Origin of the sequence: Vibrio campbellii CAIM 519 = NBRC 15631 = ATCC 25920 (assembly GCF_002163755.1) — a bacterium.
In the GTDB taxonomy this organism is placed as follows: Bacteria; Pseudomonadota; Gammaproteobacteria; order Enterobacterales; family Vibrionaceae; genus Vibrio; species Vibrio campbellii.
In genome coordinates this window covers 81011-95791 of record NZ_CP015864.1, presented here as the reverse complement: position 1 = coordinate 95791, position 14781 = coordinate 81011, and the positions used below count along the sequence as shown (strand labels likewise).

The 14781-nt window shown below is 41.8% G+C and carries 22 protein-coding genes and 1 pseudogene; 2 read left to right on the top strand and 21 right to left on the bottom strand.

Annotated features, from left to right (window positions below):
• Positions 1-224 precede the first annotated feature (224 nt).
• Complete coding sequence (locus tag A8140_RS16235) at positions 225-1100, top strand: LysR substrate-binding domain-containing protein (protein ID WP_005536397.1); 876 nt, start codon at positions 225-227, stop codon at positions 1098-1100.
• A 196-nt stretch (positions 1101-1296) separates the two neighbouring features.
• Here the strand turns inward: A8140_RS16235 and A8140_RS16230 are convergent, their stop codons facing one another.
• On the bottom strand, positions 1297-1833 hold the full coding sequence (locus A8140_RS16230; protein WP_005536399.1) for a GNAT family N-acetyltransferase: 537 nt from the start codon (positions 1831-1833) through the stop codon (positions 1297-1299).
• A gap of 161 nt (positions 1834-1994) precedes the next feature.
• Here A8140_RS16230 and A8140_RS16225 point away from each other — a divergent pair.
• Positions 1995-2615, top strand: a pseudogene (locus tag A8140_RS16225) (IS4 family transposase); the annotation flags it as partial.
• Between the two features lie 611 nt (positions 2616-3226).
• Here the strand turns inward: A8140_RS16225 and A8140_RS16215 are convergent.
• The 20 genes from A8140_RS16215 to A8140_RS16065 form a co-directional block, all read right to left on the bottom strand.
• Positions 3227-3865, bottom strand: coding sequence for a class I SAM-dependent methyltransferase (locus A8140_RS16215; RefSeq protein WP_087490661.1), 639 nt, complete (start codon positions 3863-3865; stop codon positions 3227-3229).
• Between the two features lie 142 nt (positions 3866-4007).
• Positions 4008-4460, bottom strand: a complete 453-nt coding sequence (locus A8140_RS16205; protein WP_005536936.1) for a GNAT family N-acetyltransferase — start codon at positions 4458-4460, stop codon at positions 4008-4010.
• A 153-nt stretch (positions 4461-4613) separates the two neighbouring features.
• A complete protein-coding gene (locus A8140_RS25905) occupies positions 4614-4937 on the bottom strand; it encodes a YqfO family protein (RefSeq protein ID WP_005536938.1) in 324 nt (107 codons plus the stop codon).
• 162 nt (positions 4938-5099) lie between these two features.
• Entirely contained in the window at positions 5100-5399 is a 300-nt protein-coding gene (locus tag A8140_RS16185) for a hypothetical protein (protein WP_005536942.1), read from the bottom strand.
• A gap of 138 nt (positions 5400-5537) precedes the next feature.
• Entirely contained in the window at positions 5538-6002 is a 465-nt protein-coding gene (locus A8140_RS16180) for a GNAT family N-acetyltransferase (protein WP_005536945.1), read from the bottom strand.
• A gap of 142 nt (positions 6003-6144) precedes the next feature.
• Entirely contained in the window at positions 6145-6612 is a 468-nt protein-coding gene (locus tag A8140_RS16170) for an NUDIX domain-containing protein (protein ID WP_005536949.1), read from the bottom strand.
• Between the two features lie 140 nt (positions 6613-6752).
• Positions 6753-7076 (bottom strand): hypothetical protein, encoded by a 324-nt coding sequence (locus A8140_RS16160; protein WP_005536953.1) that lies wholly within the window; start codon positions 7074-7076, stop codon positions 6753-6755.
• A 149-nt stretch (positions 7077-7225) separates the two neighbouring features.
• Positions 7226-7633 carry an NUDIX hydrolase gene (locus A8140_RS16155; RefSeq protein WP_038863928.1) on the bottom strand — a complete coding sequence of 136 codons (408 nt, stop codon included), beginning with the start codon at positions 7631-7633 and terminating at the stop codon, positions 7226-7228.
• A 137-nt stretch (positions 7634-7770) separates the two neighbouring features.
• Positions 7771-8184, bottom strand: coding sequence for a hypothetical protein (locus tag A8140_RS16145; RefSeq protein WP_005536567.1), 414 nt, complete (start codon positions 8182-8184; stop codon positions 7771-7773).
• A 139-nt stretch (positions 8185-8323) separates the two neighbouring features.
• Entirely contained in the window at positions 8324-8677 is a 354-nt protein-coding gene (locus A8140_RS16135; RefSeq protein ID WP_005536569.1) for a VOC family protein, read from the bottom strand.
• Between the two features lie 135 nt (positions 8678-8812).
• Positions 8813-9256: a hypothetical protein gene (locus A8140_RS16125; RefSeq protein WP_005536571.1), complete on the bottom strand. Its 444-nt coding sequence runs from the start codon at positions 9254-9256 to the stop codon at positions 8813-8815.
• A 146-nt stretch (positions 9257-9402) separates the two neighbouring features.
• Positions 9403-10002 (bottom strand): KpsF/GutQ family sugar-phosphate isomerase, encoded by a 600-nt coding sequence (locus A8140_RS16115; protein ID WP_005536572.1) that lies wholly within the window; start codon positions 10000-10002, stop codon positions 9403-9405.
• Between the two features lie 548 nt (positions 10003-10550).
• On the bottom strand, positions 10551-11021 hold the full coding sequence (locus tag A8140_RS16105) for a protein-tyrosine phosphatase family protein (protein WP_005536573.1): 471 nt from the start codon (positions 11019-11021) through the stop codon (positions 10551-10553).
• A 53-nt stretch (positions 11022-11074) separates the two neighbouring features.
• Positions 11075-11431 (bottom strand): IS3 family transposase, encoded by a 357-nt coding sequence (locus A8140_RS16100; protein ID WP_086016019.1) that lies wholly within the window; start codon positions 11429-11431, stop codon positions 11075-11077.
• 15 nt (positions 11432-11446) lie between these two features.
• Complete coding sequence (locus A8140_RS16095; protein ID WP_152429135.1) at positions 11447-11926, bottom strand: IS3 family transposase; 480 nt, start codon at positions 11924-11926, stop codon at positions 11447-11449.
• Entirely contained in the window at positions 11923-12231 is a 309-nt protein-coding gene (locus A8140_RS16090) for a transposase (RefSeq protein WP_005536574.1), read from the bottom strand. Before A8140_RS16090 ends, A8140_RS16095 begins: the two co-directional genes overlap by 4 nt.
• A gap of 218 nt (positions 12232-12449) precedes the next feature.
• A complete protein-coding gene (locus A8140_RS16085; RefSeq protein ID WP_005536576.1) occupies positions 12450-13088 on the bottom strand; it encodes an HAD family hydrolase in 639 nt (212 codons plus the stop codon).
• A gap of 142 nt (positions 13089-13230) precedes the next feature.
• Positions 13231-13533, bottom strand: coding sequence for an immunity protein TriTu family protein (locus A8140_RS16080; protein ID WP_005536578.1), 303 nt, complete (start codon positions 13531-13533; stop codon positions 13231-13233).
• 161 nt (positions 13534-13694) lie between these two features.
• Positions 13695-14078 (bottom strand): GFA family protein, encoded by a 384-nt coding sequence (locus A8140_RS16075; protein ID WP_005536580.1) that lies wholly within the window; start codon positions 14076-14078, stop codon positions 13695-13697.
• Between the two features lie 167 nt (positions 14079-14245).
• Positions 14246-14716 carry a GNAT family N-acetyltransferase gene (locus tag A8140_RS16065; protein ID WP_005536584.1) on the bottom strand — a complete coding sequence of 157 codons (471 nt, stop codon included), beginning with the start codon at positions 14714-14716 and terminating at the stop codon, positions 14246-14248.
• Between the last annotated feature and the right edge of the window lie 65 nt (positions 14717-14781).

The window sequence follows — 14781 nt, the reverse complement described above, 5'->3', positions numbered from 1 at the left end:
GCAATTCTTTAAGCCTTCCTAACAAGGCTAGGTTTGTAAGCGTCACCCGACAGTACATTTTTAGTTAACTCGTTTAGCCTCGGGGTAATCGTTAATTTATCTTGGTTATTAGTCATTCCATTACTTCCGATTTCAAAACCGATGTTTATAATGACATCTGCAGACAATTCGAAAAATCAAAACATTCAGGACAATAAATTCACAATTTTGGGACATTCAGTGATATGAAAGATACGGTATTGGATCTTCAGGCTCTAAAAACATTCGTACTTGGCATTGAATATAAAAGCTTTGCCCTCGCGGCAAAACATCAACACAAGTCAACATCTGCTGTAAGTGCACATTTGAAAAAACTAGAAATGCAGACTGATTCCACACTAGTAAAGAAAGAGGGCCGATATCTATTACCAACTGAGCAAGGAGAGTATTTATTGAGCTACGCAAAGAGAATGCTTGCTCTGAACGATGAAGTGTTGGAAACCTTAAGATGCGTTGATTTGCAAGGCACAGTAAATGTTGGGTTACAAGAAGATTTTGCAGAAGAAATTCTCACCGAATGCCTTGGACGCTTTAGTCGCATTAATGAACAAATTCATATGAATACAATGATCGAGAGGTACGCTGGACTAATATCGGCTATTGAAGATGGTTCACTCGATATATCTGTTACTTGGCAAGGCGTTAAGCGAACTCCATACTCTGATACCATTGCCCATACTCCAGTACATTGGGTATCCTCACCAGATTTCCCCCTCGGTCATTTTCTCGAAAAAAATATACCTTTACCATTGGTAGTGGTTGAGCCAAATTGCCTTTTTAAACAGAAAGCCATAGAAGCGTTGGATGCTGAAAGAATAAAATGGAAAGTTGTATACCAAAGCCAAAGTCTCGGTGGTGTCTGGCCTGCTGTACACGCGGGAATAGGTATTACAGTTCGAACGAGCATGGGTTGTCCAGCTCACCTCGAAATCATCAAAAAAGGATTACCAGAATTGGGAAATATTGGCGTTCAAGTTCATCGTTCACAAGCAGCAACTGACAACGTGAAGGAAAAGTTGATTGATCTAATAACAAGGGTGATTAAAGCGAACTACAGCTGACATGAATAACTTTTATTAAGGCAAATATCATATACAGAATACGAATGAGTAAAAGCACTAAACACACTTTTGAGCTAGGAAGTGCATCGGCTAAAAAACTCGACCTGAGAAGCTTTGGACAAAAGCACGTTGGGGTATGGATTCTAACGTGCCCAAATTGGATTAGAAAAAGTATCTTGAATCCTTAAATATTTTTTTATATCAATAACCACTCTGTAGACAGAACTGACATCAGTACTTTATCGACAAATTCACCATTACGAAAACCTGATTGTCGCATCACGCCCTCATGTTTATAACCTGCATTTTCATAAGCCTTAATCGCACCGTAATTAAGAGAGCTTGCTGTAAGCTGAACTCTGTGCAAACCAAGAGTTCGTATAGCGTAATCTGTTACGATTTTTGTTACTGATGTACCAACCCCCTTACCCCAATAACTTTTTTCTCCAATAAGAATGAAGTATTCACCGCTACGATTTAGAGTACTGATCCCAGATATACCAGCATACCCAAGTAGCTGATCATTTTCGGTGCTACATATACCGAAAGATATATTTTTAGGATCTGAATTTATGGATAAAAGCCATTCCTCGATATCTGATTTTGATTGAGGATACGCGTATGAAGAAAGACTATAAAGTGTAACTTCACGGTCACGAGACCACTTGTAAAATGCTTCCTTATCTTCCACATCCAGTGAACGAAGATAGTAGCCATCTAGTTCCAATTGCATGATTTTCCCTATAATCTCAAAGTGGCATATAACACCCTGTTATTATGAATCCCCTCATAATTTCATATAAAACAATGAGTAGACGAGTACCACTCATTCTGATCGAATGAATTTCGCCAAAAACACACCTGATTAAATGGATTTAATAGGGAGCCCTAACGATGCGCGATATTCAAATTCTACAGCAAACTATAGAGAATCAATGCCCTGAAATTCACAAAAAACGACTTAGATCTCTAATGCTTGCAACCAAAGCGGTTCTTGATGGCTCTGTTCTAACACTCACTAAAATTGGAAGAGCTCTCGATACTGATACCACAGTGAAACATGCCATCAAACGTATCGGCCGACTGCTTGGTAATCGCAATCTACATCGTGAAAAAGAATCCATATATAGATGGCATGCCTCCTTTATTACACATGCCAATCCATTTTCGGTGGTACTGGTTGATTGGTCTTATGTTCGAGAACAACTGCGCTATATGACATTACGCGCTTCGGTATCTGTCAAAGCACGCGCCGTCACACTTTATGAGCAGGCATTTGAGTACAAAAGCTATAACTCACCCAAGAGCCACCATCACTTTCTCGATAAGCTGCAATCTCTGCTCCCAAAAGGTGGCACACCTATCATCGTCTACGACGCAGGTTTTAGAAATACATGATTTCGGCAAGTCGTCAATAAGTGGTGGTTCTTGCTTGGGCGTGTACGTGGTGAACTCTCGATTAAGTGTGGCAAAGACTCTTGGCAATGGAATAAAACGTTTTACCCTCAAGCAACAAGATAGCGTCAAAAATTAACTATTGACGCCATAGTCTCTTGTTATGTGCGTGCTTAAACTGAATACCTTTGCTAACAGAACAGCTAATCGATATAAGAGGCGACCGCAACTGCACCAAAATAAAGTTCAAGTGCGAAATAAAAAAGTACACTTTTGGAGACTTTCTTCTTTAAAAGCACTTTAACCATAAGAAGTGTGACAATGACGTATACGATGGCAACAACATTCTATCCCTACATGTAGCTTGAGCCTAACCGTGGCTACCCAACCGACAACACTTAGTAACCCGAACAATCAAGATGCTGGAAATGCAAAAAAGATATACAAGACTGCACCAAATACCGAGCCAGCCATGAACAAACCCAACTTAAGTGCTGTACTTTTATCCGATTCCTTTTTGGACATAGTAATTCCTTTTACTAATTTAAATTGACTTGCATGCACATCTAAACAACACGAACACCAAAGCACATAACGCCTTGTTAAGGTGTGAGGCACGCAATACCGAAGCCTCCGCATACCACCTTAACCACTAAAACCAACGCATAGTAAAAATGCCACGCGTGCCGAATCACTCTTGAACAATTTGTTAGCAGTTTTTCTGCTCAAAATTATGCTTTTATCGCATACACCGTTATGTGGTTTGAACTTTCACGCTCATAAACACTGACATGAAGCACTTGGAACCCTGCTTTCTCTAGTTCAACAACTAGATCATTTTCAGAGGTAACATGACGATATGGACTGCCATCTCTATAAGTTTCATAGCTCATTTCATTTTTAGAGCACAAGCTACTGACAAAAAACACCCCGTTTTCAGACAGTGAACGATAAACATGACTCAAGAATATGACTCGATCTGCACCGATAATGCAATGCAAGCAATTACCGTCAATAACAACATCATAACGTTCTGGAAGTTCAAGAGACGCTACCGTTAGGTCCGCTAAATAATAATTACCCTCGACTCCTGTTGCTCTGGCTTTTTCCTTTGCCCATTCGATTGCGGTTGGTGAAATATCTATACCTGTCACCTCAAAGCCCAACTTCTGGAAGGCTCTGCAATGATGTCCATCACCGCAACCTAATTCGAGCAGTTTACCTTGCACAGGTCGTTTAAATAGCTCGAGAAAACGCTCCACTAAAACTGCTTTAGACATTCGCTCGTTGCCACCCCAACCTTTCCAGCCAGCTTGGAGAGCTTCAACATACATGTCTTCATGAACTTGATAGTTTTGTTTCATATTCATCCTTGACTGCTAACGCCGCGTTAAGTGGTGAGCAACGCAGACCACCACACCTAAACCATTGTGACGTAAACACTAAAGCTGAATCAAACCGAAAATGCCGAGCGTTGGGAATCCGTCTTAAACGCTTTGTTAGCAAACAAACTCAACGACTTATGCATAACTCCATTACCACACAATCAATTCCTGCACCAAAACCGTTTGGGATGGTTTTGGTTACTGTAAAACCACGTTTCTCGTAGAAACCTTGAGTGTGTTGGGATGTTTCGATTTTCACCTTATGCAATGAGGTATTGTTCTTTATATAAGACAGTCGTAAGTCAGTTAACTGTGTTCCTATACCTTGACCATGAAGTTCTTTATGGACCAAGCCCCAAGCCAAAGAAGCAACTGATGACTTTAACCCGACACCACCACAACCAAGCAATTTCTCACTGTCGCTTTCAAGGCAAACATAGTATTCAGAACTTTCAGATAAAGCATCAAGATATTCGATAAATTCTACACGCTCTGATGAATCAAAGTATTGACCAATATTACTTTCAAACGCTTCAATACATTGCGCTCGATACTTACTACTATATTTTCGGATTTCCATATTTCCGCCTTGTTTGCTAGCGCCCTGTTAATGGGTGAGCAACGAGATACCAAAGCCGCCGCAGACCACCTTAACCACTAAAACCAACGCATATTGAAAATGCCACGCGTTGCGAATCCCTCTTGAACAGTTTGTTAGCTGCAAATTCCACCGTCAAAGATCAAACTCTAAGTTATAAACTTTGAAGACATTCACTAAAGGCTCTTCCCAACCGAGGCACACTCGTATCTGTTCAACTATGGGTTTAACTTGGCTCTTGGCCACGTTAATTTCTACTTTTAACAGTGGGTAGTTTTCCACTTTCCCCTTATCTCCAAATATGGGAGTTGAGCCATAGAGAGCTCGGTGAGACCCTGTAACCGACCCAATAGCCCAGCAGTGATCATAGTTTCCGATTTTATCGACACTTGACTCATGTAAAGTACTTAGAACTAGGCCTTGTTGCTCAGGTGTGCAAAAAATTTCTAGTTTATACATCTGATTTTTAATCTCCAAAATACCGATTGCAGCTAACGCCCTGTTAAGGGGTGAGCAACGCAATACCGATGCCGCCGCATACCGCCTTAAACACTAAAACCAACGCATAGTAAAAATGCCACGCGTTGCGAATCCCTCTTGAACAGTTTGTTAGAGCGCAACTCACAGGTTGAACAGAACTTTCAAAAGAGAATTAACCAAGGAAGAAACTCCTAGAAATAGTACTACTGGCAAGCCTATCGCTATTATCAGTTTAAACTCAACAAATTGACCTACAACAGCATCACCATACCTACCACCCAGAAACTTTCTCGATTCATCACCTACTGTCGATTTGACTTCATCTGTAACTGTCTTGCGATCTTTACCGATGAATTCTCTAAACAGCATGAAGCCGAAAGGAGCGATAATAATGCCGGCGATAAGATATGAAATGTATTCAACTATATCGGTCATGTTCATACTTTTTTCTCCTGCGCTCTAACGCCGCGTTAAGTGGTGAACAACGCCAACCACCAAACCTAAACTATTGTACCTTAGACACTAAATTCAATTTAAACTGAGATCGCTAAGCGTTGTGAATCCGTCTTAAACGCCTTGTTATATGCGAATTTGATACAAGTGCCCTGACTCAAATTCATTCTTGGCTGCACTCTTTATTTGCCAACCCAGTTTATGCGCTACTTTTTGGCTACCCACATTATCTGAAGCTATAAACACTTTCACTTGGGTTAAGTCGATGGTTTGAGCCAATTTAAATATTGCCAGCTTGCACATTAAAACAGCTAGTCCTTGCCCCCAAAACTTATGACGAATGAAATACCCAAAGTCTAGCTCAGCATCAAGTAGCGTAACTCCACAAAAGCCAACAATTTCGTTATTTTCAACAGACCTGAACGCAAATCTGGTTTCTGATTGTTGCTCATTAACAAACCAAGCCTCAGCTTCTCCATCAGTCAAAGGTCTTCTTGGTCCCAAAAACTTCATAGTCTGCTCGTTTTGGAGCAAGTCAAATACAGCACTTCGATCACTATCAACTAGGTGTGAAATAATGATTTTGTCCAATTCTTCCTCCTAGCATATAACGCCTTGTTAAGGTGTGAGGCACGCAATGCCGATGCCTCCGCATACCACCTTAACCACTAAAACTAACGCATAGTAAAAATGCCACGCGTGCCGAATCACTCTTGAACAATTTGTTAGCTTTCTAGCCAACGAAGTACACTGAATCATTTTCTGCAAATAAACAATCCAACGGGTAAGGCAGCTCAAGCCTTGGCATATTACCTTTTGAAAACCATTTAAGGCATACCGTTTCATCATCGAGTGCGGATTGAGAACAACTTTCTACTACACATTTGAACATGATAACTGTGTATTCAACTTGATCACCATTTGGGTATGTAAAACCAAAACCCTCACCACCGAATACACCAAGTAGGCGATCTACTTTTACAGCCAAACCCGTTTCCTCGCGAACTTCCCTGATCAATGCTTGCACTGGCGACTCTTGAGGTTCGATCATTCCGGCAGGAAGGGTCCATGTGCCATCTGATTTTTGCTGAAGTAGTAGCTCTTTATTTTCATTTAAAATGACACCCGCAACGCCGGGGATAAGAAGTGGCATCGTTCCAATCTTAGAACGAACCTCTTTGATATAGTCACTTGCGCTCAATTTTCCTCCTTGAAAGCTAACGCCCTGTTAAGGGGTGAGCAACGCAATACAGAAGCCGCCGCAAACCAAGTTAAACACCAAAACCAACGCATAGTAAAAATGCCACGCGTTGCGAATCCCTCTTGAACAGTTTGTTATGCTCATTCTGCAAGAGGGCACCGAAACTTGTTATCCCTATCTTTAGCGGTAATCGTTTCACCATAGGTATAGCATTCAAGTGTCAGCTCGTTGTTTTCAATTATTACGATAAACCCAACATCAACATTGCCTAGTTTTCCTACAAATACAGGTTCTGAAACAACATGTCTGTCTATGGGTATTGAACGGGACTTTAGCGTCAAAAAGTACCCAGCACCGGTAAAATAAATCTGCTGATTAAGATCTACACTATTAACAATAGTTTCCCAGTCAATCGAAAGAGTATCGAGCGCACTTTTAATAATGACCTTTTCAAACAATTTCATCGCTTTCTCTTTGAGCATAACGCCGCGTTAAGTGGTGAGCAACGCCAACCACCAAACCTAAACATTGCACCTTAAACACTGAACCTGACTTGAACTGAAATCGCCAAGCGTTGTGAATCCGTCTTGAACGCCTTGTTAGCAATAAGAACTCAGAGGTCGAGATAGCCTCTCAATCTTTGCTGGTTAGATGGCACAGCGTCTGGGAGGGCTAAGTACGCTTCTATGTCCATAAGCTTCCAATATTGCCCCTCATCACCAAACTGAATTTCACGTAACTCACTTTCGGTTATCGTCACAGCAAGAAAATACGCATAACCAAAACCTGTATGACTATCTACTTTTTGCTTGTAATGAATACGCGATGGGCACAGTTCGATCCCGAATTCTTCTTTGAGCTCTCTGAGTGCACAATCCTCTGGAGTTTCGTTCCCTTCACGGCCGCCACCAGGTAAATCCCAGTAATTCGGATATGAGATGGAAGAAATATTATCTCTTTTATAGGTGATAATTTGGTCGTTACACTTAACAACTAACTTGCACCCCTTAAAATGTTGCACACCATCCCTCCTAAGATTGCTAACGCCCTGTTAAGGTGTGAGCAACGCAATGCCGAAGCTACCGCATACCACCTTAAACACTAAACGCAACGCATAGCAAAAATGCCAAGCGTTGCGAATCACTCTTAAACAGTTTGTTAGTTGGTGGATGCCAAGGCTAACTGAAGACCTTCAACGTCTTTGCATCCAAGGTAAATATTTTTGCCACTAGACAACTTTAATTTAAGGGCTTTACCTACTGAAGCATTGTACAGCCAGCCGTCCTTTAACATACGAACTCCGATGCCCTGATACCACTTAGTTTCATAAATTGAAACTTCTGTAATGCTTGAAACTTCGACTTCCTTACGAAGAAACCCAAGACCAAAATACCAGCCAACTTTATTCCCATTTACTTCGATCGTCATCGAGTAAAACAATGTTCCTATAACAAAGTTGATTGCCAGAGCTATGAGCACAACTCCGATATAACTAGAGGTAAAAACTATAATCGCACTGAGAATCAAAAGGATGGTTATCAATGCTTTGTTAACTTCCGATTGTTTATACATAGCTTCAACTCCTTGAACCAACTAACGCCTTGTTAAGGGGTGAGCAACGCAATACCGATGCCGCCGCATACCACCTTAAACACTAAAACTAACGCATAGTAAAAATGCCACGCGTTGCGAATCCCTCTTGAACAATTTGTTATGTGGTTTTCCCACGTAGTCCTATTAAATTTCCAAATGGGTCCTCAACTTGGCACATTGAAAGCCCATCTTCAATTTCCATTGGTCCACGATAAAGGCACGCACCGAGTTCTTCAAAATGAGCCAGGGCAACACATAAGTTATCTACTGACCAGTAAACAACTGTGCCACTTTTACCAGCACCAACCTTTTTGTCTGCTTGGACTATTTCTAGTGAGAAACCATTTATATCAAGCGCTGTGAAGTCAAAGTCAGGATGGTAAACCGGTACGGCTTCTGGAAAAGCTTTCTTGTACCATTCAAGCCCTTTCGCTACATCTGGGACATGAACAAGAACCGCTGATGGATTCATAATTTTTCTCCAACCACATAACGCCCTGTTAAGGGGTGAGCAACGCAATACTGAAGCCGCCGCATACCACCCTAAACACTAAAACCAACGCATAGTAAAAATGCCACGCGTTGCGAATCCCTCTTGAACAGTTTGTTATGTGTATTGGGCAATGACATTGTTTATGGATTTCACCGCCGCAGTCCTATGTTTCGATAATTTAAAATGTTTCGGAAGATGCAGTAATGAGATTCTATATATTCCAAACTCGTCTTCGCGACGATCAGTTGATGCGAGATAATCCCGTATAGCAAGAGCATGCTCTTTTGACCATGCCCAAAGTACTTTACCTCTTACATCAAATCGCCAATATGCATCATCAGCCCAGTGAATGTTAGTAGAGTCACTTTGATAACCACACTTCAAGCACGATACTTCACATTTAAACGACCCGCTAACTACTTCGGGTTTATAACGAACAACCTGATTATTTACATTCTTAAGGTTTGGTAATTCGTTAGCTCTTGCTTCTGCGCCGCATTTAGGACAAGAGACCGAAAAATATTGTGGGAAGCTAAACCAGTCATAGATATACGTCATTCTATCTCCGAATCATCATACACATAACGCCATGTTAAGGTGTGAGCAACGCAATACCGATGCCTCAGCATACCACCTTAATCACTAAAACCAACGCATAGTAAAAATGCCACGCGTTGCGAATCACTCTTAAACAGTTTGTTATGCTAATGTGATTCGTTGTCCGTGCGAGCCTTTCTGCCCAAGTAACCGCCGTGATGTCTTAAACCATATTGTTCTTTAGTGAAGCCATTAAGTTCCATTACTGAGATCGCAATTGCATCGCTGATTGCAAGCATCACGGCAATCGTGGTCGTTGGTGTGAGATCAAGTGGGCAAGCTTCTTTATGCATTCCCATATCTAATACATATTCACAATGTTGCCTCAGCTCTGAGTCTGGATGAGAGGTTACACCAATGATATGTGTTACCCCTAAGTGACGTGCCAGCTCTAGAATTTCGATTACCTCTCGCGACTTTCCGCTCGTGGAAAATGCGATTAAAATGTCACTTGGGCTAACAATTCCTAAATCACCATGAGCGGCCTCTGCAGGATGAAGAAATACTGACGGAGAACCAGTTGAACTTAATGTGGCTGAAAATTTATGTGCAATATGCCCAGCTTTTCCGATGCCTGTTGTTATAATTTTGCTCTGACAGTTTGCTATTAACTTAACAACGCCTTCGTAAGAGTCGTTCACGTGAACAGACTGGATAGCTTTAGCTTCCTCGCTCAATACATATTTAACTCGTTCTAGAATATCCATTTTATTTTCTCATTTGCATAACGCGCAGTTAAGGTGTGAGAGACGCAGATCCACCCTAACCTAAAATAAACTCTGATAAATCCGTGCCTATTTGGGCACTAAAACCCCAATGCGTTTCGAATCGGCTTGAACGTCTTGTTATTCCGCAACTAAAGTCGGCTATGTTTACGCCTAATCTTTTGATATGACGAGAAATTTTCGGTATGCAGGCAAAAATCGAAGCCGAAGTATTTGGCAGCTCACTACCTTAAATCGCTTTAGCGTCACTCTTTAATTGCTGCGCCATATTAAGGTGCGCTTAAAGCGCTTTAAGGCTAGCATGGAAATGACCAATATTCGCCCTTTTCGCCGCTTTTCCACCCTATTACCCCGCCACTTTCACTCTTAGGCTACAACCACGTACATTCAGCCTGAGAGATCCGTTGCGGAAATAACGCCTTGTTAAGGGGTGAGCAACGCAATACCGAAGCTCCTGCATACCACCTTAATCACTAAAACCAACGCATTGTGAAAATGCCACGCGTTGCGAATCCCTCTTGAACAATTTGTTAGGTGTTTCTCAACGCGCTCAGTACCTTAAGCGAAAATTCGTCCCAACCTGGAGCAGTAAAGGCAATATTCCTTGCCTGTTTAACTGCGTCAATAGCTTCTTTAGGGGACAGTTTTTTAGTCCTCATTAAATATGCTGCCAAAGCTAGACCAGTGCGATCTTTACCTGGTTTACAATGAATAACAACCACACCATTGCGCTCGTGGTGTTCAATAAAATCGAGCATTTGTGGGAGAGTGCTCAAGCAAAGATCCAAATCACCATCAAGAGGTGGTGCATTACTTGAAAGCGGAATATTTTTGTAGGCAATACCCAATGAGTCCAGAAGAGAAACATGCACCATTTCACCGTCATTCACAGATAGAATGGCTACTACGTTGTTATTGTATAGTTCATTGAGGTCCCACATACAGTTGTCAGGACCACACCTACCAGCCACTGATTTTTCGATAAAAAATAACTGCTGCAAAATTGTTCTCCATTAAACACTGGTGTACCCCACAAAAAGTAGACAGTACATAACTACATACTTTCATACTCAACTGGGCTGACGTGCCCCAACGCTGAGTGTCTTCTTCTGCGATTGTAAAATACCTCGATGTATTCGAAGATGCCCATTCGGGCTTCTTCGAGGGTTTGGTAGTCTTCTGCGTATATCAGTTCGACTTTCAGTCGACTATAGAACGACTCCATCACTGCATTATCCCAACAGTTACCCTGCCGACTCATGCTCGGTACACCTCCATGCTTACGCATGAAGTCCTGATATTTATATGCTCCGTATTGTACACCACGGTCCGAGTGGATAATGACGCCCTTAGGCGGCTTACGTGACTCAAACGCCATTTTTAGGGCATTGGTGATGAGCTCGACGGTCATCGTTGTCCCTAACGACTAACCCACAATACGCCTTGAATGCAAGTCCATAACTGTCGCCAAGAAGAGCCAACGGCTCTTCACCCAGATATACGTGATGTCCGTAACCCACTTCTGATTTGGTACCTCAGATTCAAAGTCTCTACGCAGTAAATTGTCAGCAACATTCGTCATCGCAGCCACATCCTTGCTGTATTTAAACCCTTTACCATTCCGTGCCCTGATACCTTTTTCCTTCATGATATCAGCCACATAATTCACGCAGCAGGCATAGCCTGCTTCGTTTAGTTCTTCTGCTATTCGCACTGAACCATAGCATGCCCGATATTGGGCAAAGGTACACATGACCAACTGTTCAAAGCGCTCTCGCCGCTTTGAACGCTCACTCGGCGTATGATGGCACCACTTATAATAGCCGCCCCGACTCACTTCTAAGGTGCGGCACATTAAGCTAATGGAATACTCACCGCCATAGCTTTCAATGAACTCGTACTTCACTCTTGCTGCTTCGCGAAGTACGCCGAGACCTTTTTTAGGAATTCCATTTCATCTTTGAGTCGCTTGTTCTCGCGCCTTAGCGCTCGAAGCTCTTCGGACTCATTCTTCGAATAATCGACACCGTCTAAGGTGTTAAACTGTTTATCAGATAGGCGTGTGAACTGGCGCTTCCAGTTCCGGATCTGCTGGGCACTGATGCCCAGCTCCTTGGCAACGGAGACAGCCGTTCGGCCAGGAAGACTGGCCAAGCGCACTGCTTCTTTGCGGAACTCTTCGGTGTACGCTGGATTACGATGTTTAGCCATAAATCACCTCTCAATTAGACCCTAGATCTAACTTAGTAAAGTGTCTACTAAACGTGGGGTACTCGGACACCTAACGCCGCGTTAAGTGGTGAACAACGCGACCACCTAACCTAAACCATTATGCCGTAAACACTTAAACTGAATAAAACCGAAAATGCCAAGCGTTGTGAATCCGTCTTAAACGCTTTGTTATAAGCGTGGTGAAGAGTAGTACAGACCTATTTCACGAAACTCAGAGCAGTATCTAAACAGTTAAAGTCTTGAATACGCTGGTAATGATTTACTCTACCACCGACAATCACTACATTAATAGCTAACTCTTTGCACGCTTCTAAGTCCCATTCTGCGTCACCAAAATAGGTAACAGGATAGTTATCAATTTGGTTGATTGCTGATTTTGCCAACTCCATAATTTTGATACGAGAGTAGTGATCATTTGATGACATAATCGCTAGTTTCTCAGTTTCAAAACCAGCTGATTCCAACTTTATCTTAGCTGTTTCTCCCCACCCACCTGTAGCAATAGAAACAACATATTCGTCACTGTCTAACAGATATGACACGAATTTTTTGGCTCCGGATACTTCTTGGGGAGGTGATGTTTTAACCGATTGCTGAACATTACGGATAAAAATAGGTTTAACGAGACTCTCTAATTCAGCTAGAGAATATTTAAGGCCTTGTTGCTCAATAAAGGTTTTTAATACTCCTCTATCTGTGACAAAGGGATAACTACCCCAATCTGTAGATATTTCAAGCCCTATAGTTTCTCGCACAGCATCAACAAAACACTGTTCATCCATTGCATATGACTGTAGTAGTGTTCCATCAATATCTAGCATTACATGATGTTTCATTTAATTCCCTTTAAGCTTATAACGCCCTGTTAAGGGGTGAGCAACGCAATACAAAAGTTACCGCACACCACCTTAATCACTTAAACCAACGCATAATGAAAATGCCACGCGTTGCGAATCCCTCTTGAACAGTTTGTTATGTTTAGACTTTCTCATAAGTGGCAATTTCACTTAGCCACCAATTTAGTTTATCGTCGATTTGAGCATGATATCGCAACTCATAGATTTCCGATATAGCATGCTGCTCTGATTCAATGTCAATGGCTTCTAGAACCAGGTTGCCCGTTTCCCACAAAGTTGCTCTAGATAGCAAGCCGTTTCCTTCAATTTCAATGTATTGAGCTTTTACTTCGTCACCAAGTTTCTCTGACAATTCAACAATTAAACTTTCACCGCTAAATATCTTGGATTTTGATGATGCCCATGAAGCTAAATATTCAAGCATATCTACACCTATAAACATAACGCCCAATTAAGGGGTGAACAACGCCACCACACAACCTAAAACATTGTGCCATCAACACTAAACATGAAGTAGAAGCAAAAGTGCCAAGCGTTGTGAATCCCTCTTAAATTGCTTATTATAAAATACCTCAATGTTTGCCCTTACAAGTTAATGCTGTCTTTTGGGTGATGAATACCATCGTAAATTTTGACCGGCTCCAAATCATAAGGATTAACACCTTCAAGACACGCAACATTAATTGCGAATTGATGTGGATTGGAGCGCCTTTGGTGATGAGTATATATGCCGCAAGTTTTACAAAAGTAGTGCTTCGCCGTCATGGTATTAAATTGATAAAGGGTCAAGTTATCTTCACCTTTTACAATTTTGAGGTTTTCAAGCAAAACAGATGCAGCAATTGCTCCGCGCTTCCTACACATAGAACAAGAGCAACGACGAGGATCTTCTAGTCCATTTGGCAACGTTAGTTCTAATTCAACTGCCCCACAATGACATTTTGCATTGTGTACTCTTTTTATGTCCATATTATTGCCTCCATGCTAACACTCCGGAAAGTGTTATAACGCCTTGTTAAGGTGTGAGGCACGCAATACCGAAGCCTCCGCATAGCACCTTAACCACTAAAACTAACGCATAGTAAAAATGCCACGCGTGCTGAATTACTCTTGAACAATTGTTATGTAGCCGACTTTCAGGCTAGCGCTTTCTGTCCAAGTTGGATTTTGGGCGCGATACCAACTTTGCGATACAAAGCTAGAGCTGATTCATTGAAAGAGTATACTTCTAACCACAGTTCTTCCCCGCCGTTAGAAATAGCCCTTTCCTCAAATGCCTCTATTAGCGCCAGTCCAACGCCTTGGTCTCTAAAACATGAATCCACTACTATTTGTTCAATGCTTGCGATTTTTCGCTGTTTGAGTGTCCAAGACTTACGGACCCATAGCTCACCAAAAACCAAACCTACTAACTGCCCATTGATTTCGGCTACTAGAAAAATTGAGCTTTCACTTTCGATTATCTTGTGTAGGTCTATTTTTTGTTCAATTTCTTCCGGTGATAAAAAGTCGTCAGGTAAATTTGCTTGATGATACTCATAAAGCTGAAACTGTAGTTTCTTGATAACACTGATATCTTCAATGCAAGCTTGGCGAATATTTAACATATATAAACCCTTTTAACTTACCGCCCTCTCGCGGCTACATAACGCCCTGTTAAGGGGTGAGCAAC